Source organism: Citrobacter sp. RHB21-C05, from assembly GCF_013889015.1.
GTDB classification, from domain to species: Bacteria; Pseudomonadota; Gammaproteobacteria; order Enterobacterales; family Enterobacteriaceae; genus Citrobacter_A; species Citrobacter_A sedlakii.
On the sequence record NZ_CP057611.1, the window covers coordinates 750,932 to 776,493 of the forward strand.

The window sequence follows — 25,562 nt, forward strand, 5'->3', positions numbered from 1 at the left end:
GCGTAAAGGGTTAAAGTTCTTCGCCGTTACTGGCAATCACTTTTTTATACCACTCAAAACTTTTTTTGCGTGAGCGTGACATATCGCCGGTACCGTCGTCGTGTTTGTTGACGTAAATAAAGCCGTAGCGCTTACTGTACTGACCCGTTGTGAACGAGACGCAGTCGATGCAGCCCCACGGGGTGTAACCCATCAGATCCACGCCATCGTAAGTTACCGCTTTGATCATTTCCGCGATGTGGGCGCGCAGGTAGTCGATGCGATAGTCGTCATGAATGCTGCCGTCTTCCTCGACTTTATCGTAAGCGCCAAAGCCGTTTTCGACGATAAACAACGGTTTCTGATAGCGCTCGTACAGTTCGCAGAGGGAATAACGCAGACCCACCGGATCGATCTGCCAACCCCAGTCAGAGGCTTTCACGTGCGGGTTCGGCACGCTGCCTTCAAAGCCGGAAATGGCGTCGCCGCTGCCGCCTTCCGCTTTCACCGCGTTGGTCATATAGTAGCTGAAGCCTAAATAGTCGCAGGTGCCTTCACGTAAAATGTCCGTGTCGCCTTCTTCCATGTGAATGGTAAAGCCGCGGCGCGCCCATTCGTTCAGCACGTAAGAAGGATAATATCCGCGTAATTGGACGTCGGTGAAAACATAGCGCTCACGCATCGACTCCTGAGCGAACATCACATCTTCCGGCTTACAGGAGAAGGGATACAGCGCCACCATGGCCAGCATACAACCGACCTTCATTTCCGGGTTGATGCGCCGCGCCGCTTTCACCGCCAGCGCACTGGCGACAAACTGATGATGCAGCACCTGGTAGAGGGTTTCTTCCGGATTGTCATGCTCGGTATATACCACGCCGGAGCAACAGTAGCCAAACAGCGGTGCGCGCCAGTTACGCTGGTTGTTGATCTCGTTGAAGGTCATCCAGTATTTGACCTTGTGCTTGTAGCGTTCAAACACCACTTCAGCGAAACGAACAAAGAAATCGACCACCTTACGGTTCGTCCAGCCACCGTATTGCTCTACCAGATGCAGCGGCATTTCAAAGTGGGAGAGGGTGATGACCGGTTCAATGTTGTACTTAAGCAACTCATCGAACATGTCATCGTAAAACTTCAGCCCCTCTTCATTGGGTTGTGTTTCATCGCCCTGTGGAAAAATGCGCGTCCAGGCAATCGATGTGCGAAAACATTTGAAGCCCATTTCGGCAAACAGTTTGATGTCTTCTTTATAGTGACCATAGAAGTCCACCGCGTCGTGATTCGGGTAGTATTTGCCCGGCACCACTTCCCGGGTGATTTCACGCGGTACGCCGTGCGCGCCGCCAGTCAGCACATCACAAATGCTCGGTCCTTTGCCGCCTTTATTCCAGCCGCCTTCCACCTGATGCGCTGCGACTGCGCCGCCCCATAAAAAATCTTTCGGTAAGGTGAGTGTGTTCATCGTCAGGTTATCTCAAATTCATACAAACGGATTTGAGTCTAACAAAGGGAAGGTAAATGTCACGATATAACAAAATAGCGCAGCGGTAATTTGTTACCACCAAAAAACACCCTGTTTTTACGCTAATTTTTTTGCCAGCTTGCGACCAAGCGTCTCAAGAATATAAATCACCGGAATTTGCGTAGTAATATCGTATACGCCGCCAATACGGGTTTGCGGGACGTGCCAGGAGAGATTAAAGTCGGCCAGTTTTGCCAGGCGCGAATGTTCATGGCTGGTGACCGACAGGACCTTACACTTATGCAGGCTGAACTGGCTGGCAAAACGCAGGATCTCCTCGGTTTCGCCCGAAACTGAAAGCACAATCGCCAACGCATTACGTGCCATATCGTTAGTGACCGGAAAATAAGGGTCGTCAATATGGTTACTGAATTTACCCACATTCGAGAAAAAACGCGCGCCGTATTTCGCTAAGGCGCCGGATGTCCCTGCACCGACAAATATAATGCGTTCAGAAGACAATATTATCTCGACGGCCCGATCGAGTAACTGATCAAATTCATCATTATTTACGCCTTTAAAGAAACTAATGATTTCGCTGGCGCCAAAATTTGTCTGTTGCGGTTCATTTTGCTCTACATATAATTTAAAACGTACGCGAAATTCTGAGTAGCCTTCGCAACTGAGTTTGCGGCAGAAGCGTAACACGGTGGTGGTGGAAACCCCTGCCGCGTCGGCCAGCTCGCGGATGGTCATGTAGATCACTTTGTCACGGTTTTTAATGACATAGTTGTAGACCAACATCTCGATATTGTTGAGACTGGCGACGGCAGCGTGGGAGAACATACTCACAATGGCAAAACTCACTCATCTGACTTGATCTTCAGGAAATAATAACATGCAGTCCAATGACATCACTTTTTTTCAGCGCTTCCAGGACGATATTCTGGCAGGCCGGAAAACCATCACCATTCGCGATGCTTCAGAAGCGCACTTTAAAGCAGGCGATGTTCTGCGGGTGGGGCGTTATGAAGATGATGGTTATTTTTGCACGATTAACGTGGTGGGGACGTCGACAGTGACGCTGGACACGCTGACGGAAGAACATGCACGACAGGAAAATATGACGCTTGATGAGCTAAAGCAGGTAATCGCTGACATTTACCCGAATGAGAAGCAGTTTTATGTGATTGATTTTAAATGTGTTTGATTTTACCGAACAGCTGTAAGTTGAAATGATAAATTCAAGTCATTGATATTTATTGATTAAATTTAAAAGTGGAAATATTTTAGCTAACAGGTGTTCACTGGAACTATTCTCAGTTACGCTAGAGGAGCAATCACGAATATGTTCGTTTCTCCGGAGTAAGCTATGGTTCAAAAGCCATTAATCGCACAGGGATATTCACTGACAGAGGAAATCGCCAACAGCATCAGTCATGGTATTGGGCTGGTGTTTGGTATTGTCGGCCTGGTGCTGTTACTGGTTCAGGCGGTGGATATGAACGCCAGCGCCACGGCGATTACCAGCTACAGTCTGTATGGCGGCAGTATGATTCTGCTGTTTCTGGCCTCCACGTTGTATCACGCCATCCCACATCAGCGCGCCAAAGTGTGGCTGAAGAAATTCGACCACTGCGCGATCTATCTGTTGATTGCCGGTACTTATACGCCGTTTTTGCTGGTGGGACTGGACTCACCGCTGGCGCGTGGTCTAATGATTGTGATCTGGAGTCTGGCGCTGCTGGGCATTTTGTTCAAGCTGACAATTGCGCACCGGTTTAAGGTGCTGTCGCTGGTGACCTATCTGACGATGGGCTGGCTGTCGTTGATTGTCGTGTATCAACTGGCGATCAAGCTGGCGGCAGGCGGTGTGACGTTGTTGGCAGTCGGCGGCGTGGTCTACTCGCTGGGCGTTATTTTCTACGTATGTAAGCGCATACCTTATAACCATGCCATCTGGCACGGCTTTGTGCTCGGCGGCAGCGTCTGCCATTTCCTCGCGATTTATCTGTACGTCGGTCAGGCGTAGTTTGTATGCCGGATATCGGTGAGCACCTCATCCGGCTTCTAACCGAGCGGTAGGTCTGGTAAGCGCAGCGCCGTCAGACGCCGCGCCACTGGGTCGGTTTTTACTCCTCCAGCGAATAGGGCAGCGGTTCGATGTGTAGCGTATTGGCATCGTCACGAACGCGGAATACGCTGTCAGCTTCCATGTCGTTGTTCATCACCACCTGCACCAACAGCTGACCATCGTCGAGCTGCGCCGCAGCGAGCACTGTGCCGGTGCGGCGCCAGTTCTCACCCATCTGCAATTCCAGATCGTCACCCGCTTCCGGGACCCGGCTGGCTTTACCGGCCAGATACCACAGCGCGCGCTTATTGGCGCCGCGGAATTTCGCCCGGGCGACCATTTCCTGGCCGGTATAGCAGCCTTTTTTAAAGCTGATGCCGCCCAGCGCCTGAATGTTAGTAGCCTGCGGAATAAACTGCGCGCTGTTTGCCGCGTCAATGACCGGAATACCGGCTTCGATATCCAGCGCCAGCCATTGTTGGCTGTTGTTCAGTTCTGCTTCGCCGCGCAATTTTTCGCTGACGGCTTCCGCGGTTGCGGCATCGGTGATCAACAGAAAACGCTCTGCCGGATGTTCAAACCATAACAGCGTGGTAACGCCATCACGAGCAACCGGCTTTTCGGCGTCCGGCAGTACGCTGAAACTGTTCGCCAGCGCCGCACGCGCCTGAAAACCAGCAACGCCGAGCAGCACGCGCTCGTCATCCGGCGCGATAACCACTTTCGAGAACACGGCATATTTTTTCAGTTCGGTGAGCTGAGCGTCACGCAGACTGCGGCGCTCAATCCAGGCGAAACCGTCGTTGTCACGGAACAAGCGCAAGTTGCTCCACATTTTGCCTTTAGCATCGCAATGCGCCGCCAGAACATGCTGGTGCTCATCCAGTTGGCTCACGTCGGCAGTGACCTGACCCTGGATATATTTTTCGCTGTCGGCGCCGGTAATGGTAGCCAGCGCCCAGTCATCAAGCGTCATCAGCGTCAGCGGCAAACGCGCGGAGGCTGACGGCTGACGGGGAGGAAATGGAGTAAATGCCATAATAATGTCCTGATTTGCTTAACGCAGTAATAATGACTAATGGTAAAAGAGCCAGTGCCTAATGCAAGCGCTTTACTCATCCCATTTGTGCCTTATTTTTCGCATTGCGAGGCGTCATCCAGAAACAATGAACCCATTGTCTCTTTGTGGTTTTAATTAGCGATCGTGCTTCCGAATACTGATATTCCCGTAAATTATGATGAAAAACACGTTACAATAGCCGGGTCGTTCATTTTCGTAAGACAGGAAGAAGAACATGGATATTAACAACAAAGCACGTATTCACTGGGCATGCCGTCGCGGTATGCGTGAACTCGATATTTCCATCATGCCGTTTTTCGAACATGAATACGATACGTTAAGCGATGATGAAAAACGCATTTTTGTCCGTCTGCTGGAATGCGACGATCCCGATTTATTCAACTGGTTAATGAACCACGGTAAACCAGCGGATGTTGAGCTGGAACAGATGGTACGACTCATCCAGACACGGAATCGGGATCGTGGTCCTGTGGCAATCTGATCTCCGCGTCTCGTGGCGCGCGCAGTGGTTGTCGCTGCTCCTGCATGGGCTGGTGGCCGCGGCGATTTTGTTAATGCCCTGGCCGCTGAGCTACACCCCGCTGTGGATGATTTTACTGTCGCTGGTGGTGTTTGACTGCGTCCGCAGTCAGCGTCGAATAAACACCTGTCAGGGCGAGGTGAAACTGCTACTGGACGGTCGGCTTCGCTGGCAAGGGCGTGAATGGACAATCGTCAGCGCGCCCTGGATCATCAAAACCGGCATGATGTTGCGCCTGCGTTCAGAAAGCGGGAAGCGCCAGCATTTGTGGCTTGCAGCGGACAGCATGGATGAAGCGGAGTGGCGGGATTTATGTCGGCTGATGCTGCAACAGTCAATGCAACGGTAACGCTGACGGACAGGCAGAACCCTGTGCCGTCAGACTGAGGCCATTCAGGCGTAGTGTTCCGCCATCTCGCCGAGAATTTGCTCACACCAGGTCTGGATCCGTTCGTCGCTAAGGTCGTACTGGTTGGTTTCATCCAGCGCCAGACCGACAAACAGCTGACCATCGGCAATAACCGGTTTTGGGCTGGTGAACTCATAACCTTCGGTAGGCCAGTAGCCGACGAATTTTACGCCTTTGGTCGCCAGCTTGTCATGCAGCATGCCCAGCGCGTCAAGGAACCATTCGCCGTAGCCTAACTGGTCGCCCATCCCGTAGAGCGCGACAATTTTGCCTTCGAGGTTGAGTGTGTCCAGTTGATCCCAGACGGCTTCCCAGTCCTCCTGAATTTCGCCAAAATCCCAGGTAGGAATACCGAGGATTAACACGTCGTACTGCTCCATCAGGGCAGGCGCGTCGTCTTTCAGGTTATGAAGGGTGACCAGTTCCGGGCCGATGATGTCACGAATTTTCTCCGCGGCCATCTCGGTGTAGCAGGTGCTGGAACCGTAAAAAAGACCCATATTCATCGCGTAAACGTCTCAATATTTGCTTTGATTTTAGGCGTAGTGTACCAGAACCCATACCATTGAGTCATAATGGCGGCTTGCAAAATCAAAGAGGCTGATGTGGAAAAGGATCTCGCGCGCATTGAACACTTTCTTGATGCGCTGTGGCTGGAGAAAAATCTGGCGGAAAATACCCTGAGCGCCTATCGTCGCGATCTCACTATGCTGGTGGAGTGGCTGGCGCACCATAACGCGTCGCTGGAAACCGCTCAGAGCGACGATCTGCAGGCGCTGCTGGCCGAGCGGATGGACGGTGGCTATAAAGCGACCAGTACGGCGCGACTGCTGAGCGCCGTGCGTCGTCTGTTCCAGTATCTGTATCGGGAAAAGATTCGCGCAGACGATCCGAGCGCGGCGCTGGCATCGCCCAAACTTCCGCAGCGCTTGCCGAAGGATCTTAGCGAAGCGCAAGTTGAGAGATTATTACAATCGCCGGTGGTTGACCAACCGCTGGAGTTACGCGATAAAGCGATGCTCGAGATTCTGTATGCCACCGGATTGCGTGTTTCTGAACTTGTGGGGCTGACAATGAGTGACATCAGCCTGCGTCAGGGGGTGGTCCGCGTGATTGGCAAAGGCAACAAAGAACGCCTCGTTCCTTTGGGCGAGGAAGCGGTGTACTGGCTGGAGACTTACCTTGAACATGGGCGTCCATGGCTGCTTAACGGCGCCTCCATTGACGTATTGTTTCCCAGCCAGCGCGCGCAGCAGATGACGCGCCAGACCTTCTGGCACCGCATTAAACATTATGCCGTGCTGGCGGGGATCGACAGCGAGAAACTGTCGCCGCACGTTTTGCGTCACGCATTTGCCACGCATTTGCTCAATCATGGCGCTGACTTACGCGTGGTGCAGATGCTGCTGGGACACAGCGACCTCTCCACCACACAGATTTATACTCACGTCGCGACCGAGCGCTTGCGTCAACTTCATCAACAGCATCACCCCAGAGCGTGATGGCTGAAAGAACAGGAAAAGATATGAAAAAAGGTTTAATGATGTTCACCTTGCTGGCCGCCGCGTTTTCTGGTCTGGCGCAGGCTGACGACGCCGCGATTCGCCAGTCGCTCACAAAACTGGGCGTACAGAGCACCGATATCCAACCCGCACCGGTTGCCGGGATGAAAACGGTGATGACAAACAGCGGCGTACTGTATGTCACCGAAGACGGTAAACACATCATTCAGGGGCCGATGTATGACGTCAGCGGCGCGAGTCCGGTAAACGTGACCAACCAGTTGCTGATGAAGCGCCTGAACGCGCTGGAAAAAGAGATGATTGTCTATAAAGCGCCGCAGGAAAAACACGTTATTACCGTCTTTACTGACATCACCTGCGGCTATTGCCACAAGCTGCATGAAGAGATGAAAGATTACAACGCGCTGGGGATCACTGTGCGTTACCTGGCCTTCCCGCGCCAGGGGCTGGAAAGCCAGGCTGAGCAGGATATGAAATCGATCTGGTGTGCGAAGGACAAAACCAAAGCCTTCGACGAAGCGATGGCAGGCAAGGGCGTGAAAGCGGCAACCTGCGACGTGGATATTGCCGACCATTATGCGCTGGGCGTGCAGTTTGGCGTCAGCGGGACGCCAGCCATTGTGCTGAATAACGGCTATGTGGTTCCCGGCTACCAGGGACCGAAAGAGATGAAGGCGTTCCTCGACGCGCATCAGAAACAGACCAGCGGTAAGTAATTCGCGTGAAACAACAGATACAGCTTCGTCGGCGTGAGGTCGATGAGACGGCGGAACTGCCTTCCGACCTCTCGCCATTGTTGCGCCGCTTGTATGCCAGCCGCGGCGTACGTAGCGCACGGGATCTGGAACGCAGCGTAAAAGGCATGCTGCCCTGGCAGCAGCTAAGCGGCGTCGAAAAAGCAGTGGAGATCCTCTATAACGCGTTTCGCGAGAGGACGCGGATTATCGTGGTCGGCGACTTTGACGCCGATGGCGCGACCAGTACCGCCCTGAGCGTGCTGGGTATGCGCGCCTTGGGTTGCGATAACATCAGCTATCTGGTGCCGAACCGCTTTGAAGATGGCTACGGTCTGAGTCCGGAAGTGGTCGATCAGGCCCACGCTCGCGGCGCACAGCTTATTGTCACTGTTGATAACGGCATCTCCTCTCATGCGGGCGTCGATCACGCCAGCGCGCTGGGGATACCGGTGGTGGTGACCGATCACCATCTCCCGGGCGAGACGCTGCCTGCCGCTCAAGCCATTATCAACCCAAACCTGCGTGACTGCGACTTCCCGTCGAAGTCGCTGGCGGGCGTGGGCGTCGCGTTTTATCTGATGCTCGCGCTGCGCACGTTTTTGCGTGATAAGGGTTGGTTTGACGAACGCGGTATTACGCCGCCGAATCTGGCGGAACTGCTGGATCTCGTGGCGCTCGGCACCGTCGCCGACGTGGTGCCGCTGGACGCCAACAACCGTATTTTGACGTGGCAAGGGCTAAGCCGGATTCGCGCCGGGAAGTGTCGGCCAGGGATCAAAGCGTTGCTGGAAGTCTCGAATCGCGACCCGCAAAAGCTGGCCGCCAGCGATCTGGGTTTTGCACTCGGACCGCGTCTGAATGCCGCGGGTCGGCTGGATGATATGTCCGTCGGCGTGGCGTTACTGCTGTGCGACAACATTGGCGAAGCACGCGTGCTGGCGAATGAACTGGACGCGCTAAACCAGACGCGCAAGGAGATCGAACAGGGAATGCAGGCGGAAGCGCTGGCCTTGTGCGAGAAGCTTGAACGCAGTCGCGACGCCCTGCCGGGCGGCCTGGCGATGTACCATCCCGAATGGCATCAGGGGGTGGTCGGGATCCTGGCGTCACGCATTAAAGAGCGCTTTCACCGTCCGGTCATTGCTTTCGCGCCTGCGGGTGATGGTACGCTGAAAGGTTCTGGCCGCTCGATCCAGGGGCTGCATATGCGCGATGCGCTGGAGCGGTTAGATACGCTGCATCCCGGACTGATGATCAAATTTGGCGGCCATGCGATGGCGGCGGGATTGTCGCTGGAGGAATCGCGGTTTGAGCTGTTTCAGCAACGCTTTGGCGAGCTGGTGACTGACTGGCTGGATCCTTCTCTGCTGCAGGGCGAAGTGGTTTCCGACGGCCCGCTCAGCGCGGCTGAGATGACGATGGAAGTGGCGCAGATGCTGCGCGACGCAGGCCCGTGGGGTCAAATGTTTCCGGAGCCGCTGTTTGACGGGCGTTTTCGTTTGCTCCAGCAGCGTCTGGTGGGGGAACGGCACCTGAAGGTGATGGTGGAGCCGGTTGGCGGCGGGCCGCTGCTGGACGGTATCGCCTTTAACGTCGACACCACCTGCTGGCCGGACAACGGCGTGCGCGAAGTGGAACTGGCCTATAAGCTCGACATCAACGAGTTTCGTGGTAACCGCAGCCTGCAAATTATCATCGACAATATCTGGCCAATTTAGCGTCAGCAATACCTATAAAAAAGAGCGTGGATTCGGTACAATCCCGCTCTTATCACCGCATTTTAACGAGTCCAATAAAAGAAATCAGACCATGTTTGAAATTAACCCGGTAAAAAACCGCATTCAGGACCTCACGGAGCGCTCGGACGTTCTTAGGGGGTATCTTTGACTACGATGCCAAGAAAGAGCGTCTGGAAGAAGTAAACGCCGAGCTGGAACAGCCGGACGTCTGGAACGAACCCGAACGCGCACAGGCGCTGGGTAAAGAACGTTCCTCGCTGGAAGCCATTGTCGACACTCTCGATCAAATGGCTCAGGGTCTGGAAGACGTTTCCGGCCTGCTGGAACTGGCTGTAGAGGCCGACGACGAAGAAACGTTTAACGAAGCCGTAGCTGAACTTGATACGCTGGAAGAAAAACTGGCGCAGCTGGAGTTCCGTCGTATGTTCTCCGGTGAATATGACAGCGCCGACTGTTATCTGGATATCCAGGCCGGTTCCGGCGGTACTGAAGCGCAGGACTGGGCGAGCATGCTGGAGCGTATGTATCTGCGTTGGGCGGAAGCGCGCGGATTCAAGACCGAGATCATTGAAGAGTCTGAAGGGGAAGTGGCCGGTATCAAATCCGTCACCATTAAAATTTCAGGTGAGTACGCCTACGGTTGGCTGCGTACCGAAACCGGTGTTCACCGCCTGGTGCGTAAAAGTCCGTTCGATTCCGGTGGCCGCCGTCACACCTCGTTCAGCTCCGCGTTTGTTTACCCGGAAGTGGACGATGACATTGATATCGAAATCAACCCGGCGGATCTGCGTATTGATGTTTACCGCGCATCCGGCGCGGGTGGTCAGCACGTTAACCGTACCGAATCAGCGGTGCGTATTACCCACATCCCGACCGGGATTGTGACCCAGTGCCAGAACGACCGTTCTCAGCACAAGAACAAAGACCAGGCCATGAAGCAGATGAAAGCAAAGCTTTATGAACTGGAAATGCAAAAGAAAAATGCCGAGAAGCAGGCGATGGAAGACAACAAATCGGACATCGGCTGGGGTAGCCAGATTCGTTCTTACGTCCTTGATGACTCCCGCATTAAAGACTTGCGTACCGGGGTTGAAACCCGTAACACGCAGGCGGTGCTGGACGGCAGCCTGGATCAATTTATCGAAGCAAGTTTGAAAGCAGGGTTATGAGGAACCAACATGTCTGAACAACACGCACAGGGCGCTGACGCGGTAGCCGATCTTAACAATGAACTGAAAACGCGCCGCGAGAAGCTGGCTGGCCTGCGCGAGCAGGGTATCGCCTTCCCGAACGATTTTCGACGCGATCACACCTCAGACCAACTGCACGCTGACTTCGACGCCAAAGAGAACGAAGAACTGGAAGCGCTGAACGTCGAGGTATCCGTCGCAGGCCGTATGATGACTCGTCGTATCATGGGCAAGGCCTCTTTCGTTACGCTGCAGGACGTCGGTGGACGTATTCAGCTGTATGTCGCCCGTGACGATCTGCCGGAAGGCGTTTATAACGAGCAGTTTAAAAAATGGGACCTGGGCGACATCCTTGGCGCTAAAGGCAAGCTGTTTAAGACCAAAACTGGCGAACTGTCTATTCACTGCACAGAGCTACGCCTGCTGACCAAAGCGCTGCGCCCGCTGCCGGACAAGTTCCACGGTTTGCAGGATCAGGAAGCGCGCTATCGCCAGCGCTATCTGGACCTCATCTCTAACGACGAGTCTCGCAACACCTTCAAAATCCGCTCGCAGATCCTGGCGGGGATTCGTCAGTTCATGGTGGGACGCGGCTTTATGGAGGTTGAAACCCCGATGATGCAGGTGATCCCTGGCGGCGCGTCTGCGCGTCCGTTTATCACCCATCACAACGCGCTGGACCTCGACATGTACCTGCGTATTGCGCCGGAACTGTACCTGAAGCGTCTGGTGGTCGGCGGCTTCGAGCGTGTGTTCGAAATCAACCGCAACTTCCGTAACGAAGGGATTTCTGTACGTCACAACCCAGAGTTCACCATGATGGAACTCTACATGGCGTATGCGGACTATAAAGATCTGATCGAACTGACCGAGTCGCTGTTCCGCACTCTGGCGCAGGACGTTCTGGGCACCACCCAGGTACCTTACGGCGACGACGTGTTCGACTTCGGCAAGCCGTTCGAAAAACTGACCATGCGCGAAGCGATCAAGAAATACCGTCCGGAAACCGAGATGGCCGATCTGGATAACTTCGACTCGGCAAAAGCCATTGCTGAGGCTATCGGCATTAAGGTTGAGAAAAGCTGGGGTCTGGGCCGAATCGTGACCGAGATTTTCGAAGAAGTGGCGGAAGCGCATCTGATTCAGCCGACCTTTATTACCGAGTACCCGGCGGAAGTGTCGCCGCTGGCGCGTCGCAACGATGTGAATCCGGAAATCACCGATCGTTTTGAGTTCTTTATCGGTGGACGTGAGATCGGTAACGGATTTAGCGAGCTGAATGACGCAGAAGATCAGGCGCAACGCTTCCAGGATCAGGTTGACGCGAAAGCGGCGGGCGATGACGAAGCGATGTTCTTCGACGAAGATTACGTGACGGCGCTGGAACACGGCCTGCCGCCAACGGCGGGTCTGGGTATCGGTATCGACCGTATGGTCATGCTGTTTACCAACAGCCATACTATTCGTGACGTGATCCTGTTCCCGGCGATGCGTCCGGTTAAGTAAGCATTGAGTTGCCGGATGGCGATTTTGCTTTATCCGGCCTGCGGCATTTGTTCTGTAGGCCGGGTAAGCGTTACGCCATTCGATAACCTTTAGCGCTGGCAGTATTCCCGAAGCAAATGACGCGCTGCGCTGTTTGACGCCTGCATTACCATCCACGGACTGAACGCCCACGGCGTGGCGTCAATGGATGCCAGTATGCTCTCCAGATCGCACCATTGATATTCCATCACTTCATCACTGTTTACCGCCATGTCGCCGACTACCTGCGCGGCGTAGACCGGGCACACTTCATTTTCGACGATCCCGTTCGGGTCGGCGGCGCGATAACGAAAATCAGGATAAACCGGCGTAAGACGGCTGATTTGCGCACCCAGTTCAAAGCGGCAACGACGAACAATCGCCTCCTCTGTGCTTTCACCCTGCTGGGGATGACCACATACCGAATTTGTCCATACGCCTGGCCACGCCTTTTTCAGTAACGAACGGCGAGTGACCAGAAATCGCCCGTCGGTATTAAACAGCCAGGAAGAAAACGCGAGGTGCAGTGGGGTGTGAGCGGTATGGGCGGCGTATTTTTCCAGCGTGCCGGAAGGAATATCCTGCGCATCCAGTAAAATGACATGTTCCCCGGTCATGAAAACTCCTGAAAAGCGATAACGATTCGGCAATGCGCTGAACCTTGTATTCAGAGAACCAGAGTAGCGCAGAATTGCGGGTTAAGTATTACCAAAACACGCCCCGGCAGCCAGAAATATAAGACAATAATGGTCTCGATTGTTCTGTCCTTACGCAATAAATTTGGCATCGGCCTTATGGCTGCTATGATAAAGCGTCTGATTATTTTGCGAGGACGTGTTTTGAGCGCAGGACGCCTGAAGAGAAATGGTCTGGGTATGGCGATGCTGCTGTGTGTGGGATTGCTGCTTGCGGGCTGTTCAGGAAATAAATCATCCGGATCTGGATCGTATTCTGGCGCCGTTTACACCGTTAAACGGGGGGATACGCTTTACCGTATATCACGTTCGACGGGGACCAGCGTTAAAGAGCTGGCGCGCCTGAACGGTATTTCGCCGCCTTATACCATCGAAGTGGGGCAGAAACTCAGGCTTGGCGGTTCGAAAAAGGCTTCCGCCAAAACGAGTAAAAAATCGACCAGCAAAACGGCAGCCGTCAGACCGTCTTCTTCCGTACCCCAGTCATCATGGCCGCCTGTTGGACAGCGCTGCTGGCGTTGGCCTGCCAGCGGGAAAGTAATATTGCCTTACTCAGCGGCTGACGGGGGCAATAAAGGAATTGATATTGCCGCCGCCCGTGGCACGCCCGTTTACGCCGCAGGCGCAGGGAAGGTGGTGTACGTCGGTAACCAACTGCGCGGGTACGGTAATCTCATTATGATCAAGCACAGTGAAGATTACATTACCGCCTATGCGCACAACGACACAATGCTGGTCAATAACGGGCAGAGCGTGAAGGCCGGGCAGAAGATTGCCACAATGGGCAGTACTGACGCGGCGTCGGTGCGACTGCATTTCCAGATCCGCTATCGCGCCACGGCCATCGATCCGCTGCGCTATCTGCCGCCGCAGGGTAGCCCGCCGAAATGCTGACGGCGAATTAATCGCCAGTCAGCAGATTGTCCCTTGCCAACAAGAGCGTAAGGTTTATAATGCCTTACGCTCATCTAAGCGGGCGTAGTTCAATGGTAGAACGAGAGCTTCCCAAGCTCTATACGAGGGTTCGATTCCCTTCGCCCGCTCCAAACTCAAGTCTCCTGAAGTCTACCAAACTCCATTTTCCCTTGATAAATCAGCAGTTATAGCATTCTATTAGTCTATTGAACTCAATTGTACTCCCCCAAGGTCAAGCTCAATGTGGGGGTATGGATGGGGGTATAATTGTACCCCCTGCTGAGAGGTACCCCCAATGAAGCTGACTGCTCGTCAGGTTGAAACTGCGAAACCCAAAGAGAAGCCCTACAAACTGGCCGATGGTGGTGGGCTTTACCTGCTGGTTAATCCCAACGGTAAAAGATACTGGCGTCTCAAATACCGTTCGTTAGGTAAAGAGAAGCTGCTCGCTATTGGCGTTTATCCCGATGTTTCTTTAGCTGAAGCCCGAAGTAAGCGTGAGGATGCTAAAAGAACATTAGCGGCTGGCAACGATCCCTCTCTTGAACGAAAAATTGAGAAACTTAGTCGTCAACAAGACGCTGAAAACTCGTTTGAGGCTATCACACGGGAGTGGTATCAGCGTCGCTATGACCGCTGGTCTGTCTCCTACCGCGAAGAAATGCTGAGAACCTTTGAGAAAGATGTATTTCCTTATATCGGTCACAGGCCAATCAAAGATATCAAGCCGATGGAGTTGCTTGCAGTTCTTTCAAAAATAGAAGCACGAGGAGCAACTGAGAAGGTCCGTAAGGTTCGCCAGCGTTGTGGAGAAGTCTGGAAGTATGCCGTTGTGACTGGCAGGGCCGAGTACAATCCAGCACCAGATCTAGCCAGCGCCGTGACTCCTCATGAGAAAGAGCACTATGCTTTTTTAACCCAGGATGAATTGCCAGAGTTTCTTCGGACTCTGAACACCTATGCCGGTAGTGTGCTTGTTAAGATTGCGATGCAATTACTTATTCTGACAGGAGTAAGGCCTGGGGAGTTGAGGCAAGCGGAGTGGCAGGAATTTGATTTTGAGCGGAAGGTTTGGAACGTGCCAGCAGAGCGAATGAAAATGCGCCGACCTCATCTGGTTCCGTTATCAAGCCAGGCAATTGACCTGCTTAATCAGCTTAAACCCATGACTGGAGCAGGAACGTTGCTGTTCCCAGGACGTAATAATCCTAAGAAACCGATGAGTGATATGGCATTAACTGTGTTGGTAAGGCGTATCGGCTATGCCGGGCGCGTTACAGGGCATGGATTCCGCCACACGATGAGTACCATTTTGCATGAGCAGGGATTCAACTCGGCCTGGATTGAGTTACAACTGGCTCACGTCGATAAGAACTCAATTCGTGGAACGTATAACCATGCTCAATATCTGGAGGGGAGGAAGGAGATGATGCAGTGGTATGCGGATTATATTGAAGCATCTTTGACTAAGGTTGTATAAGTCTGTAAATAGGGAAAACGAGTTTTTAAAGTTTTCCCTAGAAGTACTATCTTTTAACTGTATAAAAAAACAGTATGCAAAACAGTGCATTAGATCACTAAAAGTGATCTTACAAATTTATTTTTTTTGATTTTCGTGATACACATCGCCTTAAATGGTTTAATTTGCATCCACATCCATCACTGGATGACGATGGAAATTTTTAGCTGTTGTAGGAGAGCAGGGTGGCTAAAAATAAAGCGGCAAACGCCGGGGTTGATGCGTTAACTGGTTTTGAGTTTCAAAGAAACTGTGCATTGTATCTTTTGTTAGATAATTTCAATTCTTTTATCAATAAAGAGTTCTTTATTTGTATCGAACATCACGATGATTTTCTATTTTGTTATAAAACTGATTGCTTAAGTTATATAAACGAGATACATGCCTATCAAGCAAAGAAACTTAGCGGGAAAATATGGACTATCGATTCTAGGTTTTCTGAGATGGTATCTAAAATACTATTGGTGGGCGAAAATTTAAGAAATGATGCTTTTGAAAAAAGTGAAGATTATAAACACCAGCTAACATTTATATCAAATACAGAAATAGAATTAAAATACTCACCGCCAAAGGCGTTAAAAAAAGAAGGTATTACTGAGCAGATATTAAGGATTAATGAGCAAAACTCTATCTGTGCTTATGATGAATTACATAAAAACATTCAGAATAAAATTGAAGAGAAAGTTACAGATATTTGTAATGAAGAATCTTCTGTTTTCCATCGTAAAGAACTAAGTAACCTAAAAATTCAGTGGGTAGATTTTCCAAGAACAGCTGCAAAACAAAAAGAATCGCTTATTGGACTTATGTCTAGAAAGTTTTCTCATATAGCTGACTCGAAAGCAGCCATCGAGGTAATACTTGCTCTATTTAGAAATGTGGAAACTGTATATAATCAAGGGCAGGAAATATGTCTACTCGATCCAACAAAAAGGGTTGAAGGCGAAGATGTTAAGAAAGTTATGAATATAATTGATTCACAGCAAAAGGCATTCGACTATTGGCGTGACGAAGCACAGCAATTCTCAATGAAATTCAGAATACCACTTAGCATACAGAAAAATCATGAAAACTATATACTTAACTCTTTTGAACTACTCAAGGATATGAGTAATTACGATTATCAAATTATTAAAGACTTTGTTAGAAATAATGATTACACAACTCAATATTTTTCTCTTCAAGACGCATTAACTGCATATGTTGATAATGTTAGAAAATCTCATTCTATAAACCTAGATAATATTGATACATTTTTTGCAGTTCTGTGTTCATACGTTGAGTGCTACGATTAAGGTAAACCATGAAGACAATTATAAAGTTTGATAGATTGTTTGTTGTCTCTGAAAGTCATAATTTATATTTCGACCAAAAGTTTTCAAATAAAATAAACATAATAAGTGGGTGTAATACCTCAGGTAAAAGTACTTTAATACAGAGTATTTTATTTACCTTTGGAATTAACGATGTTAAAGATGGCTTGAGCGAAATTATTCGATACAACCCTACGTTCAGATTGGATTTCAGCCTCACTAAAGGAGGCGTAGATAAAAAATATATAATAGTAAGAGAGCTTGGTAGCATATATTTAAAAGAGGATGGGGGAAATGTTTTTAGTTTTCATGGAATTGACTCTGATAGTCGAGTTGAACATGTGAAGCTTAAGGAGATGTTATCTCAATTGTTTGATTTTAATATGCTTTTAGAACAGAAGGGTGAGCTAAAAAAAGCATCGATAGAATGCATGTTCCTGCCTTATTATATTTCTCAATCTGTAGGGTGGGTTTATTTAAGAGAGTCATTCTCTAATCTTGGTTTTTATAAAGACTTTAAAGATACGTATCTTGATTATTATCTTGGCATAGAAAATTCTTTTGATAAAGAATATTTTTATAAATTAACAAAAGAGCGGGCACAACTTCAGTCGAAGATCTCCTCATTGAATAAATATAGCGCCGAGCCTCACTTTGTTGTTTCTAAATTACTGGATGAAGAGTTTGGTGATGAGGCTCAGAAGTATATAGATGGTTATATTAAATTAGTAGCATCATTAGATGAAGAACGTGATGTATATACTGTTTTGTGTAATAAGTTATCCTTAACTAAAAATCATGTCAAGATACTAAGAAGAACTAAAAGAAATATTAAAAACCAAAACTATAACAATATTGATCGTTGTCCTGCATGTACGCAAATACTTCCTTATTCCTTAGAAGGGTTATATGGTTATTATCAAAACATCAATGATACTGATAAACTATCGGAGCAAATAAATAATAAAATACAAAAAATACAGTCTGACATTAATAGTTCACTTGCGAAGATTAAAAAGTTAGAAATTGATATATCTTCAAAGTATTCATATTTTCTTGAGAAAAAATCACAAAATTTATCTGTCAACACATGGATCGATAATAAAGCAAACATACGTCTGTTAGGCAATATTCATGAAGAGATAGAAGAATATACAAAAAGGTCTGATGAAATTAAAGGATTAATTGATGGGATGGGAGAGGAGCAGTCTCTTTTTGTCGAGCGGTTTAACAAAGAAAAAGATTTCAAGGAAATATTTAAAAAATATCTTAATGATATGCAGTTGTTCAATGTAACAGAACCTAGATATACAGATCTTTATAAAATAAATTCATTTCCTTTTCAAGGGGTTGAACTTCATAAAACTGTAATGTCATATCATTTTGCATTAAATTCTTTAATAAGAAAAACAGACAATATACATCGACTTCCATTTATGCTTGACGCAATTCTTAAGGAAGATATCGATGACAGAAATTTTGATCTCATACTGTCGTTTGTGGGAAAAAATCTTCCGACTGATACTCAATCATTTATATCAATGTCTGAGTATGCTGAAGATAACCTCTTGAAAGATGGTAAAGAGATAAGTGCATTCCGAAGAGCCAAGGTTAAAGATATTAAAAATCGCTACTTCCCTGATGGTACGAATTTATTCTTTATTGGTGATGGGAAGCATGAGAGAACATTTTTATCAAAACCTTTGGATTTAAACCTCGATATTTTTGTCGATACTTGTCGGCTTACTGAATGATTCCTTTAGTTAATAGCGAACACACAAACTTGTGCGTTCGCTATTTATGCTATACATTTGATTTACCATATGTGATCTTGCAAGGAATCTTTCGCCGAGTATCATAGAGCCAGATAGGTAGGGGAACGACTATGATTTTTACAGCATTACAACTCTTCAAAAACCTCTCCGATGAAACCCGTTTGGGCATTGTGTTGCTGCTTAGAGAGATGGGAGAGCTGTGCGTGTGCGACCTTTGTACTGCGCTAGAACAGTCACAGCCCAAGATCTCCCGCCACCTGGCAATGCTCCGGGAAAGTGGTCTATTGCTGGATCGCAAGCAGGGCAAGTGGGTTCACTACCGCTTATCCCCGCATATTCCTTCCTGGGCTGCTCAGGTGATTGAGCAGGCCTGGTTAAGCCAACAGGACGACGTACAGGCCATCGCCCGTAAGCTGGCATCGGCAAACTGCTCTGGTAGCGGTAAGGCTGTTTGCATCTAAAAATTTGCCTGAACATATATGTTTTTCCAAATGTGAGGTATTCAGAATGAAGACGTTAACGGTGTTTGACCCGGCAATGTGCTGCAGTACCGGCGTATGTGGCTCAGATGTCGATCAGGTTCTGGTTGATTTTTCTGCTGATGTGCAGTGGCTGAAAGGACGTGGTGTACAGGTTGAACGTTACAACCTGGCGCAGCAGCCCATGAGCTTTGTGCAGAATGAGAAAGCGAAAGCATTCCTCGAAGCATCTGGAGCTGAAGGTCTTCCGCTACTGCTGTTGGACGGCGAAACGGTGATGGCAGGGCGATACCCAAAACGCGCTGAGCTGGCTCGCTGGTTCGGCATTCCGCTGGAGAAGGTTGGGTTAGCGCCCACCAGCTGCTGTGGTGGTAATACTTCCTGTTGCTGAATATGTCAGGAGGACATATGAAATTCTTACAGAACATCCCGCCTTACCTGTTTTTTACCGGTAAGGGAGGTGTAGGAAAAACGTCCATTTCCTGCGCGACGGCTATCCGCCTTGCCGAACAGGGGAAGCGGGTTTTGCTGGTCAGTACCGATCCGGCTTCCAATGTCGGCCAGGTATTCGATCAGGCTATCGGTAACAACATTCGTCCTGTGATGGCAGTTCCTGGACTTTCCGCTCTGGAAATTGACCCGCAGGAAGCCGCCCAGCAATACCGCGCCAGAATCGTTGACCCTATCAAAGGCCTTCTGCCTGATGACGTTGTTAACAGTATCAGCGAGCAGCTTTCAGGAGCCTGTACCACTGAGATTGCGGCGTTCGATGAATTTACTGGCTTGCTAACAGACACTTCCCTGCTGACCCGCTTTGAGCACATCATTTTTGATACAGCGCCGACGGGACACACTATTCGCCTTCTCCAGCTTCCTGGTGCCTGGAGTAGCTTTATTGAAAGCAATCCAGATGGTGCTTCCTGTCTTGGCCCAATGGCCGGGCTGGAAAAGCAGCGTGAGCAGTATTCTCATGCGGTAGAGGCGTTATCCGATCCGGAACGTACCCGCCTGGTTCTGGTTGCACGACTGCAAAAATCTACGCTGCAGGAAGTCACCCGTACCCATGAAGAACTCGCCGCAATTGGCCTGAAAAACCAGTACCTGGTGATTAATGGTGTGCTGCCTAAAGCCGAAGCTGAAAATGACGCCCTGGCCGCTGCGATATGGCAACGTGAGCAGGAGGCACTGGCAAATCTTCCTGCCGGTTTATCTGAGCTACCGACAGATACCCTATTACTACAGCCAGTCAATATGGTTGGTGTTTCAGCCTTGAAGGGACTGCTGGATACCGGTTCTGAGGCATTACCACTCCCGGTAACGAACATCCAGTACACGCCTGAAAACTTATCGCTCTCTGGCCTGGTCGATGATATCGCTCGCAGTGAGCACGGCCTGATTATGTTGATGGGCAAAGGTGGCGTAGGTAAAACCACGATGGCAGCGGCTATCGCCGTCAGGCTGGCAGACATGGGATTTGACGTGCATCTCACGACCTCTGATCCTGCAGCGCACCTGAGTACAACGCTGAACGGCAGCCTCAAAAACCTGCAGGTCAGCCGCATCAACCCTCACGATGAAACCGAACGCTATCGCCAGCATGTTCTTGAGACGAAGGGAAGAGATCTGGACGAAGCAGGGAAACGGCTACTGGAAGAGGATTTACGCTCTCCCTGTACAGAAGAAATTGCCGTGTTTCAGGCCTTTTCCAGGGTGATTCGTGAAGCGGGTAGACGGTTTGTTGTCATGGATACCGCCCCTACGGGACACACGCTATTGCTGCTGGATGCGACCGGGGCTTACCACCGAGAGATTGCCAGAAAAATGGGGAGTAAAGGTCATTTTACGACCCCAATGATGCAGCTTCAGGATCCGGATAGAACCAAAGTTCTGCTTGTTACGCTTCCAGAAACCACACCAGTGCTGGAAGCGGCAAACCTGCAGGCTGACCTTGAAAGAGCGGGGATTCATCCGTGGGGCTGGATTATCAATAACAGCCTTTGCATTGCGGATACGCGTTCTCCGTTGCTTTGTCAGCGTGCTCATCAGGAACTGCCTCAGATTGAGGCTGTTAAGAATCAGCATGCTGACCGTATAGCGCTTGTTCCGGTGCTGGCGTCAGAGCCCGCCGGTATTGAAAAGCTCAGAGAGTTGATGAGTTAATTTTTTGGCATATACAGGGCGACAAAGTCGCCCTGTCAGGAGGTTTTATGTTACTGGCAGGCGCTATTTTTGTCCTGACCATTGTTTTGGTTATCTGGCAACCAAAGGGATTAGGGATCGGCTGGAGTGCAATGCTAGGCGCGGGACTGGCTCTGATATCTGGCGTTGTGCATGTGGGCGATATTCCGGTGGTGTGGAATATCGTCTGGAACGCGACGGCGACCTTTATTGCCGTGATTATTATCAGCCTGCTGCTTGATGAATCAGGCTTTTTCGAATGGGCGGCATTGCATGTTTCGCGCTGGGGTAACGGTCGTGGCCGTTTGCTCTTTACGTATATCGTTCTGCTTGGTGCAGCGGTGGCGGCACTGTTTGCCAACGATGGTGCGGCACTTATTCTGACGCCAATAGTCATCGCCATGCTACTGGCATTAGGGTTCAGCAAAGGCACGACACTGGCATTCGTCATGGCTGCCGGGTTTATTGCCGATACAGCCAGCCTGCCACTTATCGTGTCGAACCTGGTGAATATAGTCTCGGCGGACTTCTTTGGACTGGGCTTCACCGAGTATGCGTCGGTAATGGTGTCGGTTGATATTGCAGCCATTGTTGCCACGCTGGTTATGCTGCATCTGTTCTTCCGCAAGGATATCCCACCGACTTACGACCTGGCTCTTCTGAAAGCACCGGCAAAAGCGATTAAAGATCTGGCAACCTTCAGAACCGGCTGGATAGTTTTAATACTTCTGCTGGTTGGGTTCTTTGTCCTTGAGCCGCTCGGTATTCCCGTTAGCGCGATTGCGGCTGTTGGAGCGGTGATCCTGTTTGCAGTAGCTAAACGAGGCCATGCCATTAACACTGGCAAAGTGCTGCGCGGTGCGCCATGGCAGATCGTCATCTTCTCATTGGGGATGTACCTGGTGGTCTACGGTCTGCGCAACGCCGGGCTAACCGAATACATTTCAGGTGTGCTGAATGTACTGGCGGATAAAGGACTCTGGGCTGCGACGCTGGGTACTGGCTTCCTGACGGCTTTCCTGTCTTCCATCATGAACAACATGCCTACCGTGCTGGTTGGCGCTCTTTCTATCGATGGAAGCACCGCAACAGGCGTTATCAAAGAAGCGATGATCTACGCCAACGTGATTGGCTGCGATCTGGGCCCGAAAATTACACCTATTGGTAGCCTCGCAACGCTGCTCTGGCTGCATGTACTTTCACAGAAGAATATGACCATCACCTGGGGATACTATTTCCGCACCGGGATTGTCATGACTCTGCCTGTGCTGTTTGTAACGCTGGCAGCGCTGGCGCTACGTCTCTCTTTCACTTTGTAATGAGATACTGATATGAGCAACATCACCATCTATCACAACCCGGCCTGCGGCACGTCGCGTAATACGCTGGAGATGATCAGCAACAGCGGTACTGAACCGAACGTTATTCTTTATCTTGAAAATCCACCTTCACGCGATGAGCTGGTCAAACTCATTGCAGATATGGGCATTTCAGTCCGGGCTCTGCTGCGCAAAAACGTCGAGACTTATGAAGAACTGGGGCTTGCGGAAGATAAGTTTACTGACGATCAGTTAATCGATTTTATGCTTCAGCATCCGATCCTGATTAACCGTCCGATTGTGGTGACACCGTTGGGTACTAAACTGTGCCGTCCTTCCGAGGTGGTTCTGGATATCCTTCCAGATGCTCAGAAAGCGGCTTTCACCAAGGAAGACGGTGAAAAAGTTGTTGATGAGGCAGGTAAACGACTGAAATAAAGATGAAGGGGCAAATGCCCCTTCATCTTTATTTCGTCAATTATTCCAGTAGGTCAATACCAATTGGTTCTTCACTACGTAACGCTATTACCCCAGCATATCCATCAGCGGATCGTAGAATGTGATGGCGTATGGCAGGTCGCCGGGCATAATGTAAGAAAACATCGTATCTCCTTTATGGAATCAGGGGAGTGAAGATAGTCTGCCTAAATTACTCAGGCTTTGTTCTTCACTCGTCTGCTTTATGAACCCAGGCGGGCATTGCCGTCAGATAACGTTTTGCACGCTTCTGTGCTTCTTCCGGGCCGACTTTTTGCCAGGAATCAAGGAAGCTGGCTAAACCTGATACCGCTTCTTCCCAGGGTTTAAGATTGCCGTTACTGTCACAGCAGTACGCGCAATATTGATCGCTGGCACTGTGTGCATCGGGTGCAGACATCGGCATCCCGCAAGCCTGACAGAACTGTTCATGTTGTGACATATGATGCTCCTTATGGTGACGTGCTGATTAATAAACATACAGAGTATGTATTGTGCATGTGATGCCTCAGATCAAAGCCAAGGCGAAGCCCCCGGTATCTCCAGTCAGAAATACCGGGAACCTGTTGTTACCTGGCGATGAGCGCGAACACGCCCCAGCCAAAGTATTCCCGCGCGTACGTTACGTGGCGTTTCGGCGAGATGTTTAGCTCGGCCCTGACTTCGGCGGCGAAATCGTCGTCAGGATTGGCTTCCAACCAGCGGCGCATGGTCAGCCATTTCGCGGCCTCATACCGATCCCAGCCTTCCTGGTCCGCCAGTACCATTTCCACCACGTCGTAGCCGAGGTCGTCAAACGCGCTGACAAGCCCTGGAAGCGTCAGGAAATCGCTTGTCGAGCTGACGCCGCAGGCCTGGGCTATCTCGTCCGTTGCCGGAAGCTGGCGCCAGTAAGGTTCACCGATGAGCATGATGCCGCCCGGTTTAAGGCTCTGCGCCAGCAGTTCGACTGTCCCGGCAAAGCCTCCGGCAATCCAGGTCGCGCCGACGCAGGCTGCCACGTCACATTTTTCATTGGCGACGTAACCCGCCGCATCATTATGAATAAAATGTACGCGTTCGCTGACGCCGAGTTCTTCCGCGCGGCGTCTGGCCTGCGCGGTGAAGAGCGAACTCATGTCGATGCCAGTCCCCGTAATGCCATGATCCCGGGCCCAGGTGCAGAGCATCTCGCCCGAGCCGCTGCCGAGATCAAGAATGCGGGTGCCCGGCTTCATGCGCAGCACGCGACCCAGCGTGGCATACTTCTCTTCTGTGAACGGGTTGTGGATGCGGTGTTCGCTTTCACTGATGGTAAAAATACGTGGGATATCCAATTTGGAATTCCTTTTATTGCGTTGAGTATTAAGAGAAAGTTCCTCTGAGGCTTTTGCTTTTTCGGCTAGCAGAACAAACAGCTTCCTTTCGAATGTCTCGCTGACTGGCCAGTAGTGGCTTTCAAGAGGAGGAATCAGGGCAAACCCGGCATTGTCGAGCAGGCTGACGTACTCGTCATCGCGCCAGGCCGTCATCTGGCTGCCGAAACGGGTGGTTTGGCCGTTTGCCTCTATGGCCCAGAACTGCGTTGAGCTGGTCTGTGCTTCCTCATCCCAGCCATGTTCCGTCAGCAGTAAGTGTGGGACGCCCAGAAACAACCCGTCCGGACAGCGTTGCCAGCTCGTTTCAGCCATTCCCTGACGTTTAACTTCGTCGAAAGTATGGACTTCAGTGAGCAGCCTTCCACCCGGCTCCAGCCACAGCGCGCATCGGCTGACGAGCGAGCGCGCATCTGCCGTGCTAAATACATTCAGTTCCCCGAATGTCATCATGATGAAATCGAACGATTTATCCGGCCAGTATGCGCGGATATCCTGCTGGACATAGTCGATATTCAATCCGGCATTCTGCGCCTGCTGACGAGCCCAGTTAACAGATGCCGGTGAGAAATCCACGCCGGTGCAGTGAAATCCGCGCTCCGCTAAGCGGTGGGTATAAAAGCCGGGTCCGCAGCCGAGATCGAGGATATGTGCGCCAGGGGATAACTGGCTGGCGATCCACTCGACCTGCAGCTCAATGACCTCCTGCCGGCGGCTGGCCCAGTCGTGATCCTGAGACAAATGGTTCGCCAGCATGCGCTGGCTGAAGGCCGGTTCATCCCAGGGGATTTTACTTTCCTGCGCAGACAGGTGAATGTGCCGGGATGAGGAAATAAGGGTGCTAATATCCATCATGCTCTCCTTAACGATTATCTGGCTGTGCGCGAACGTTATTCAGCCCGGTGGTGTTGATGCGGTACGGCTGACCGTTGACGGACTTGATCAGTTTTTTGGTTTTGAGTTTTTTGAAGGTGGCGAGGGTGCAGTCGATGAGCAACAGCCCTTCGCGGGTGTAGTACAACGGCGGTGACGCGGCCAGACACATCGCGGACATGCGCAATACGGCCACCTTTGGCGAGAACGTGTAAGGTACGTTGTTCCTGACGGGATAAATTCATACTGGAAAACCTGTTTAATCATCATGTGCAAAACGTGCAAACACATAGCGGTGTCCGCATTCGATTTCGGCGCATTGATAATCAGTCCGGCCTGAAAAGGTCGGGTAACTGATTATCGGATGATTACATTCTCCAGCATCAAAGCCTCGGGTTGAGTTGAAAAGTATTTACGGAGCGA

At 50.5% G+C, this 25,562-nt stretch carries 25 protein-coding genes, 1 tRNA gene and 2 pseudogenes; 19 read left to right on the plus strand and 9 right to left on the minus strand.

The genetic code is table 11. The features are described from left to right. Nucleotides 1–10: 10 nt before the first annotated feature. A complete protein-coding gene (locus HVX72_RS03585; RefSeq protein WP_181822561.1) occupies nt 11–1,444 on the minus strand; it encodes a 6-phospho-beta-glucosidase in 1,434 nt (477 codons plus the stop codon). A gap of 117 nt (nt 1,445–1,561) precedes the next feature. Further along, nucleotides 1,562–2,290 carry a MurR/RpiR family transcriptional regulator gene (locus HVX72_RS03590; protein ID WP_060569471.1) on the minus strand — a complete coding sequence of 243 codons (729 nt, stop codon included), beginning with the start codon at nt 2,288–2,290 and terminating at the stop codon, nt 1,562–1,564. Nucleotides 2,291–2,342: 52 nt separating this feature from the next. Between HVX72_RS03590 and yqfB the strand changes: the two genes are divergently transcribed. Next, entirely contained in the window at nt 2,343–2,654 is a 312-nt protein-coding gene (yqfB, locus tag HVX72_RS03595) for a N(4)-acetylcytidine aminohydrolase (RefSeq protein ID WP_042292149.1), read from the plus strand. Nucleotides 2,655–2,816: 162 nt separating this feature from the next. After that, nucleotides 2,817–3,476 carry a hemolysin III family protein gene (locus HVX72_RS03600; RefSeq protein WP_181822562.1) on the plus strand — a complete coding sequence of 220 codons (660 nt, stop codon included), beginning with the start codon at nt 2,817–2,819 and terminating at the stop codon, nt 3,474–3,476. A gap of 100 nt (nt 3,477–3,576) precedes the next feature. Here the strand turns inward: HVX72_RS03600 and ygfZ are convergent, their stop codons facing one another. Further along, nucleotides 3,577–4,557: a tRNA-modifying protein YgfZ gene (gene ygfZ / locus HVX72_RS03605; protein WP_181822563.1), complete on the minus strand. Its 981-nt coding sequence runs from the start codon at nt 4,555–4,557 to the stop codon at nt 3,577–3,579. Nucleotides 4,558–4,813: 256 nt separating this feature from the next. Between ygfZ and sdhE the strand changes: the two genes are divergently transcribed. Together sdhE and HVX72_RS03615 are read left to right on the plus strand one after the other, a co-directional pair. Beyond that, nucleotides 4,814–5,080 (plus strand): FAD assembly factor SdhE, encoded by a 267-nt coding sequence (gene sdhE, locus HVX72_RS03610; protein ID WP_042292140.1) that lies wholly within the window; start codon nt 4,814–4,816, stop codon nt 5,078–5,080. Next, nucleotides 5,061–5,468, plus strand: a complete 408-nt coding sequence (locus HVX72_RS03615; protein ID WP_181822564.1) for a protein YgfX — start codon at nt 5,061–5,063, stop codon at nt 5,466–5,468. The genes sdhE and HVX72_RS03615 overlap by 20 nt, the downstream gene beginning before the upstream one ends. Nucleotides 5,469–5,512: 44 nt before the next feature. Here HVX72_RS03615 and fldB read toward each other — a convergent pair whose 3' ends face one another. Continuing rightward, entirely contained in the window at nt 5,513–6,034 is a 522-nt protein-coding gene (fldB, locus tag HVX72_RS03620) for a flavodoxin FldB (RefSeq protein ID WP_042292135.1), read from the minus strand. A gap of 99 nt (nt 6,035–6,133) precedes the next feature. Here fldB and xerD point away from each other — a divergent pair, with 99 nt between their 5' ends. The 5 genes from xerD to lysS all read left to right on the plus strand — a co-directional run bounded on the left by xerD (nt 6,134) and on the right by lysS (nt 12,223). Then, entirely contained in the window at nt 6,134–7,030 is an 897-nt protein-coding gene (xerD, locus tag HVX72_RS03625; protein WP_181823236.1) for a site-specific tyrosine recombinase XerD, read from the plus strand. A gap of 23 nt (nt 7,031–7,053) precedes the next feature. Then, the gene (gene dsbC / locus HVX72_RS03630; protein WP_181822565.1) at nt 7,054–7,767 is read left to right on the plus strand and encodes a bifunctional protein-disulfide isomerase/oxidoreductase DsbC; all 714 of its coding nucleotides are present in this window, start codon (nt 7,054–7,056) and stop codon (nt 7,765–7,767) included. Between the two features lie 5 nt (nt 7,768–7,772). Next, on the plus strand, nt 7,773–9,506 hold the full coding sequence (recJ, locus tag HVX72_RS03635; protein WP_181822566.1) for a single-stranded-DNA-specific exonuclease RecJ: 1,734 nt from the start codon (nt 7,773–7,775) through the stop codon (nt 9,504–9,506). Between the two features lie 91 nt (nt 9,507–9,597). Further along, nucleotides 9,598–10,696 (plus strand): peptide chain release factor 2 gene (gene prfB, locus HVX72_RS03640; RefSeq protein ID WP_120714868.1). Its coding sequence is split into 2 segments (ribosomal slippage): nt 9,598–9,672 and nt 9,674–10,696, totalling 1,098 coding nucleotides; the frame shifts between segments, so codons are not numbered across the junction. Nucleotides 10,697–10,705: 9 nt separating this feature from the next. Next, nucleotides 10,706–12,223 (plus strand): lysine--tRNA ligase, encoded by a 1,518-nt coding sequence (gene lysS, locus HVX72_RS03645; protein WP_042292124.1) that lies wholly within the window; start codon nt 10,706–10,708, stop codon nt 12,221–12,223. A gap of 89 nt (nt 12,224–12,312) precedes the next feature. Here the strand turns inward: lysS and idi are convergent, their stop codons facing one another. Further along, nucleotides 12,313–12,858 (minus strand): isopentenyl-diphosphate Delta-isomerase, encoded by a 546-nt coding sequence (gene idi / locus HVX72_RS03650; protein ID WP_042292121.1) that lies wholly within the window; start codon nt 12,856–12,858, stop codon nt 12,313–12,315. Between the two features lie 222 nt (nt 12,859–13,080). Between idi and actS the strand changes: the two genes are divergently transcribed. The 10 genes from actS to arsC all read left to right on the plus strand — a co-directional run bounded on the left by actS (nt 13,081) and on the right by arsC (nt 22,872). Then, nucleotides 13,081–13,830, plus strand: coding sequence for an amidase activator ActS (gene actS / locus HVX72_RS03655; protein ID WP_181822567.1), 750 nt, complete (start codon nt 13,081–13,083; stop codon nt 13,828–13,830). A gap of 78 nt (nt 13,831–13,908) precedes the next feature. Further along, a tRNA-Gly gene (locus HVX72_RS03660) sits at nt 13,909–13,982 on the plus strand. Between the two features lie 164 nt (nt 13,983–14,146). Next, the gene (locus tag HVX72_RS03665; RefSeq protein ID WP_048215593.1) at nt 14,147–15,331 is read left to right on the plus strand and encodes a tyrosine-type recombinase/integrase; all 1,185 of its coding nucleotides are present in this window, start codon (nt 14,147–14,149) and stop codon (nt 15,329–15,331) included. A gap of 224 nt (nt 15,332–15,555) precedes the next feature. Further along, nucleotides 15,556–16,665, plus strand: a complete 1,110-nt coding sequence (locus tag HVX72_RS03670) for a hypothetical protein (protein ID WP_059356151.1) — start codon at nt 15,556–15,558, stop codon at nt 16,663–16,665. An 8-nt stretch (nt 16,666–16,673) separates the two neighbouring features. Continuing rightward, the gene (locus HVX72_RS03675; RefSeq protein ID WP_089518004.1) at nt 16,674–18,437 is read left to right on the plus strand and encodes a hypothetical protein; all 1,764 of its coding nucleotides are present in this window, start codon (nt 16,674–16,676) and stop codon (nt 18,435–18,437) included. Between the two features lie 131 nt (nt 18,438–18,568). Next, nucleotides 18,569–18,919, plus strand: coding sequence for an As(III)-sensing metalloregulatory transcriptional repressor ArsR (gene arsR / locus HVX72_RS03680; RefSeq protein WP_047620677.1), 351 nt, complete (start codon nt 18,569–18,571; stop codon nt 18,917–18,919). Nucleotides 18,920–18,965: 46 nt separating this feature from the next. Beyond that, nucleotides 18,966–19,328, plus strand: a complete 363-nt coding sequence (gene arsD, locus HVX72_RS03685) for an arsenite efflux transporter metallochaperone ArsD (protein ID WP_000855179.1) — start codon at nt 18,966–18,968, stop codon at nt 19,326–19,328. A 17-nt stretch (nt 19,329–19,345) separates the two neighbouring features. Further along, entirely contained in the window at nt 19,346–21,097 is a 1,752-nt protein-coding gene (gene arsA / locus HVX72_RS03690; RefSeq protein ID WP_089518003.1) for an arsenite efflux transporter ATPase subunit ArsA, read from the plus strand. A gap of 47 nt (nt 21,098–21,144) precedes the next feature. Beyond that, complete coding sequence (gene arsB, locus HVX72_RS03695; protein ID WP_089518002.1) at nt 21,145–22,434, plus strand: arsenite efflux transporter membrane subunit ArsB; 1,290 nt, start codon at nt 21,145–21,147, stop codon at nt 22,432–22,434. Between the two features lie 12 nt (nt 22,435–22,446). Continuing rightward, complete coding sequence (gene arsC, locus HVX72_RS03700) at nt 22,447–22,872, plus strand: glutaredoxin-dependent arsenate reductase (protein ID WP_059356155.1); 426 nt, start codon at nt 22,447–22,449, stop codon at nt 22,870–22,872. Between the two features lie 90 nt (nt 22,873–22,962). Here the strand turns inward: arsC and HVX72_RS22085 are convergent. The 4 genes and pseudogenes from HVX72_RS22085 to HVX72_RS03715 form a co-directional block, all read right to left on the minus strand. Then, nucleotides 22,963–23,037: pseudogene (locus HVX72_RS22085) on the minus strand (VOC family protein); the annotation flags it as partial. A gap of 64 nt (nt 23,038–23,101) precedes the next feature. After that, nucleotides 23,102–23,311 carry a zinc ribbon domain-containing protein gene (locus tag HVX72_RS03705; protein WP_256436184.1) on the minus strand — a complete coding sequence of 70 codons (210 nt, stop codon included), beginning with the start codon at nt 23,309–23,311 and terminating at the stop codon, nt 23,102–23,104. A gap of 169 nt (nt 23,312–23,480) precedes the next feature. Beyond that, a complete protein-coding gene (locus tag HVX72_RS03710; RefSeq protein WP_089518000.1) occupies nt 23,481–25,121 on the minus strand; it encodes a class I SAM-dependent methyltransferase in 1,641 nt (546 codons plus the stop codon). Between the two features lie 7 nt (nt 25,122–25,128). Continuing rightward, a pseudogene (locus HVX72_RS03715) lies at nt 25,129–25,384 on the minus strand (YjhX family toxin). Nucleotides 25,385–25,562 lie beyond the last annotated feature (178 nt).

Excerpts from the sequence above, each read along its gene's own strand:
- HVX72_RS03585 (WP_181822561.1), bottom strand. The coding sequence starts at position 1,444 with ATGAACACACTCACCTTACCGAAAGATTTTTTATGGGGCGGCGCAGTC.
- HVX72_RS03590 (WP_060569471.1), bottom strand. The coding sequence starts at position 2,290 with ATGTTCTCCCACGCTGCCGTCGCCAGTCTCAACAATATCGAGATGTTG.
- yqfB (WP_042292149.1), top strand. The coding sequence starts at position 2,343 with ATGCAGTCCAATGACATCACTTTTTTTCAGCGCTTCCAGGACGATATT.
- HVX72_RS03600 (WP_181822562.1), top strand. The coding sequence starts at position 2,817 with ATGGTTCAAAAGCCATTAATCGCACAGGGATATTCACTGACAGAGGAA.
- ygfZ (WP_181822563.1), bottom strand. The coding sequence starts at position 4,557 with ATGGCATTTACTCCATTTCCTCCCCGTCAGCCGTCAGCCTCCGCGCGT.
- sdhE (WP_042292140.1), top strand. The coding sequence starts at position 4,814 with ATGGATATTAACAACAAAGCACGTATTCACTGGGCATGCCGTCGCGGT.
- fldB (WP_042292135.1), bottom strand. The coding sequence starts at position 6,034 with ATGAATATGGGTCTTTTTTACGGTTCCAGCACCTGCTACACCGAGATG.
- dsbC (WP_181822565.1), top strand. The coding sequence starts at position 7,054 with ATGAAAAAAGGTTTAATGATGTTCACCTTGCTGGCCGCCGCGTTTTCT.
- lysS (WP_042292124.1), top strand. The coding sequence starts at position 10,706 with ATGTCTGAACAACACGCACAGGGCGCTGACGCGGTAGCCGATCTTAAC.
- idi (WP_042292121.1), bottom strand. The coding sequence starts at position 12,858 with ATGACCGGGGAACATGTCATTTTACTGGATGCGCAGGATATTCCTTCC.
- HVX72_RS03665 (WP_048215593.1), top strand. The coding sequence starts at position 14,147 with ATGAAGCTGACTGCTCGTCAGGTTGAAACTGCGAAACCCAAAGAGAAG.
- HVX72_RS03675 (WP_089518004.1), top strand. The coding sequence starts at position 16,674 with ATGAAGACAATTATAAAGTTTGATAGATTGTTTGTTGTCTCTGAAAGT.
- arsR (WP_047620677.1), top strand. The coding sequence starts at position 18,569 with ATGATTTTTACAGCATTACAACTCTTCAAAAACCTCTCCGATGAAACC.
- arsD (WP_000855179.1), top strand. The coding sequence starts at position 18,966 with ATGAAGACGTTAACGGTGTTTGACCCGGCAATGTGCTGCAGTACCGGC.
- arsA (WP_089518003.1), top strand. The coding sequence starts at position 19,346 with ATGAAATTCTTACAGAACATCCCGCCTTACCTGTTTTTTACCGGTAAG.
- arsB (WP_089518002.1), top strand. The coding sequence starts at position 21,145 with ATGTTACTGGCAGGCGCTATTTTTGTCCTGACCATTGTTTTGGTTATC.
- arsC (WP_059356155.1), top strand. The coding sequence starts at position 22,447 with ATGAGCAACATCACCATCTATCACAACCCGGCCTGCGGCACGTCGCGT.
- HVX72_RS03705 (WP_256436184.1), bottom strand. The coding sequence starts at position 23,311 with ATGTCTGCACCCGATGCACACAGTGCCAGCGATCAATATTGCGCGTAC.
- HVX72_RS03710 (WP_089518000.1), bottom strand. The coding sequence starts at position 25,121 with ATGATGGATATTAGCACCCTTATTTCCTCATCCCGGCACATTCACCTG.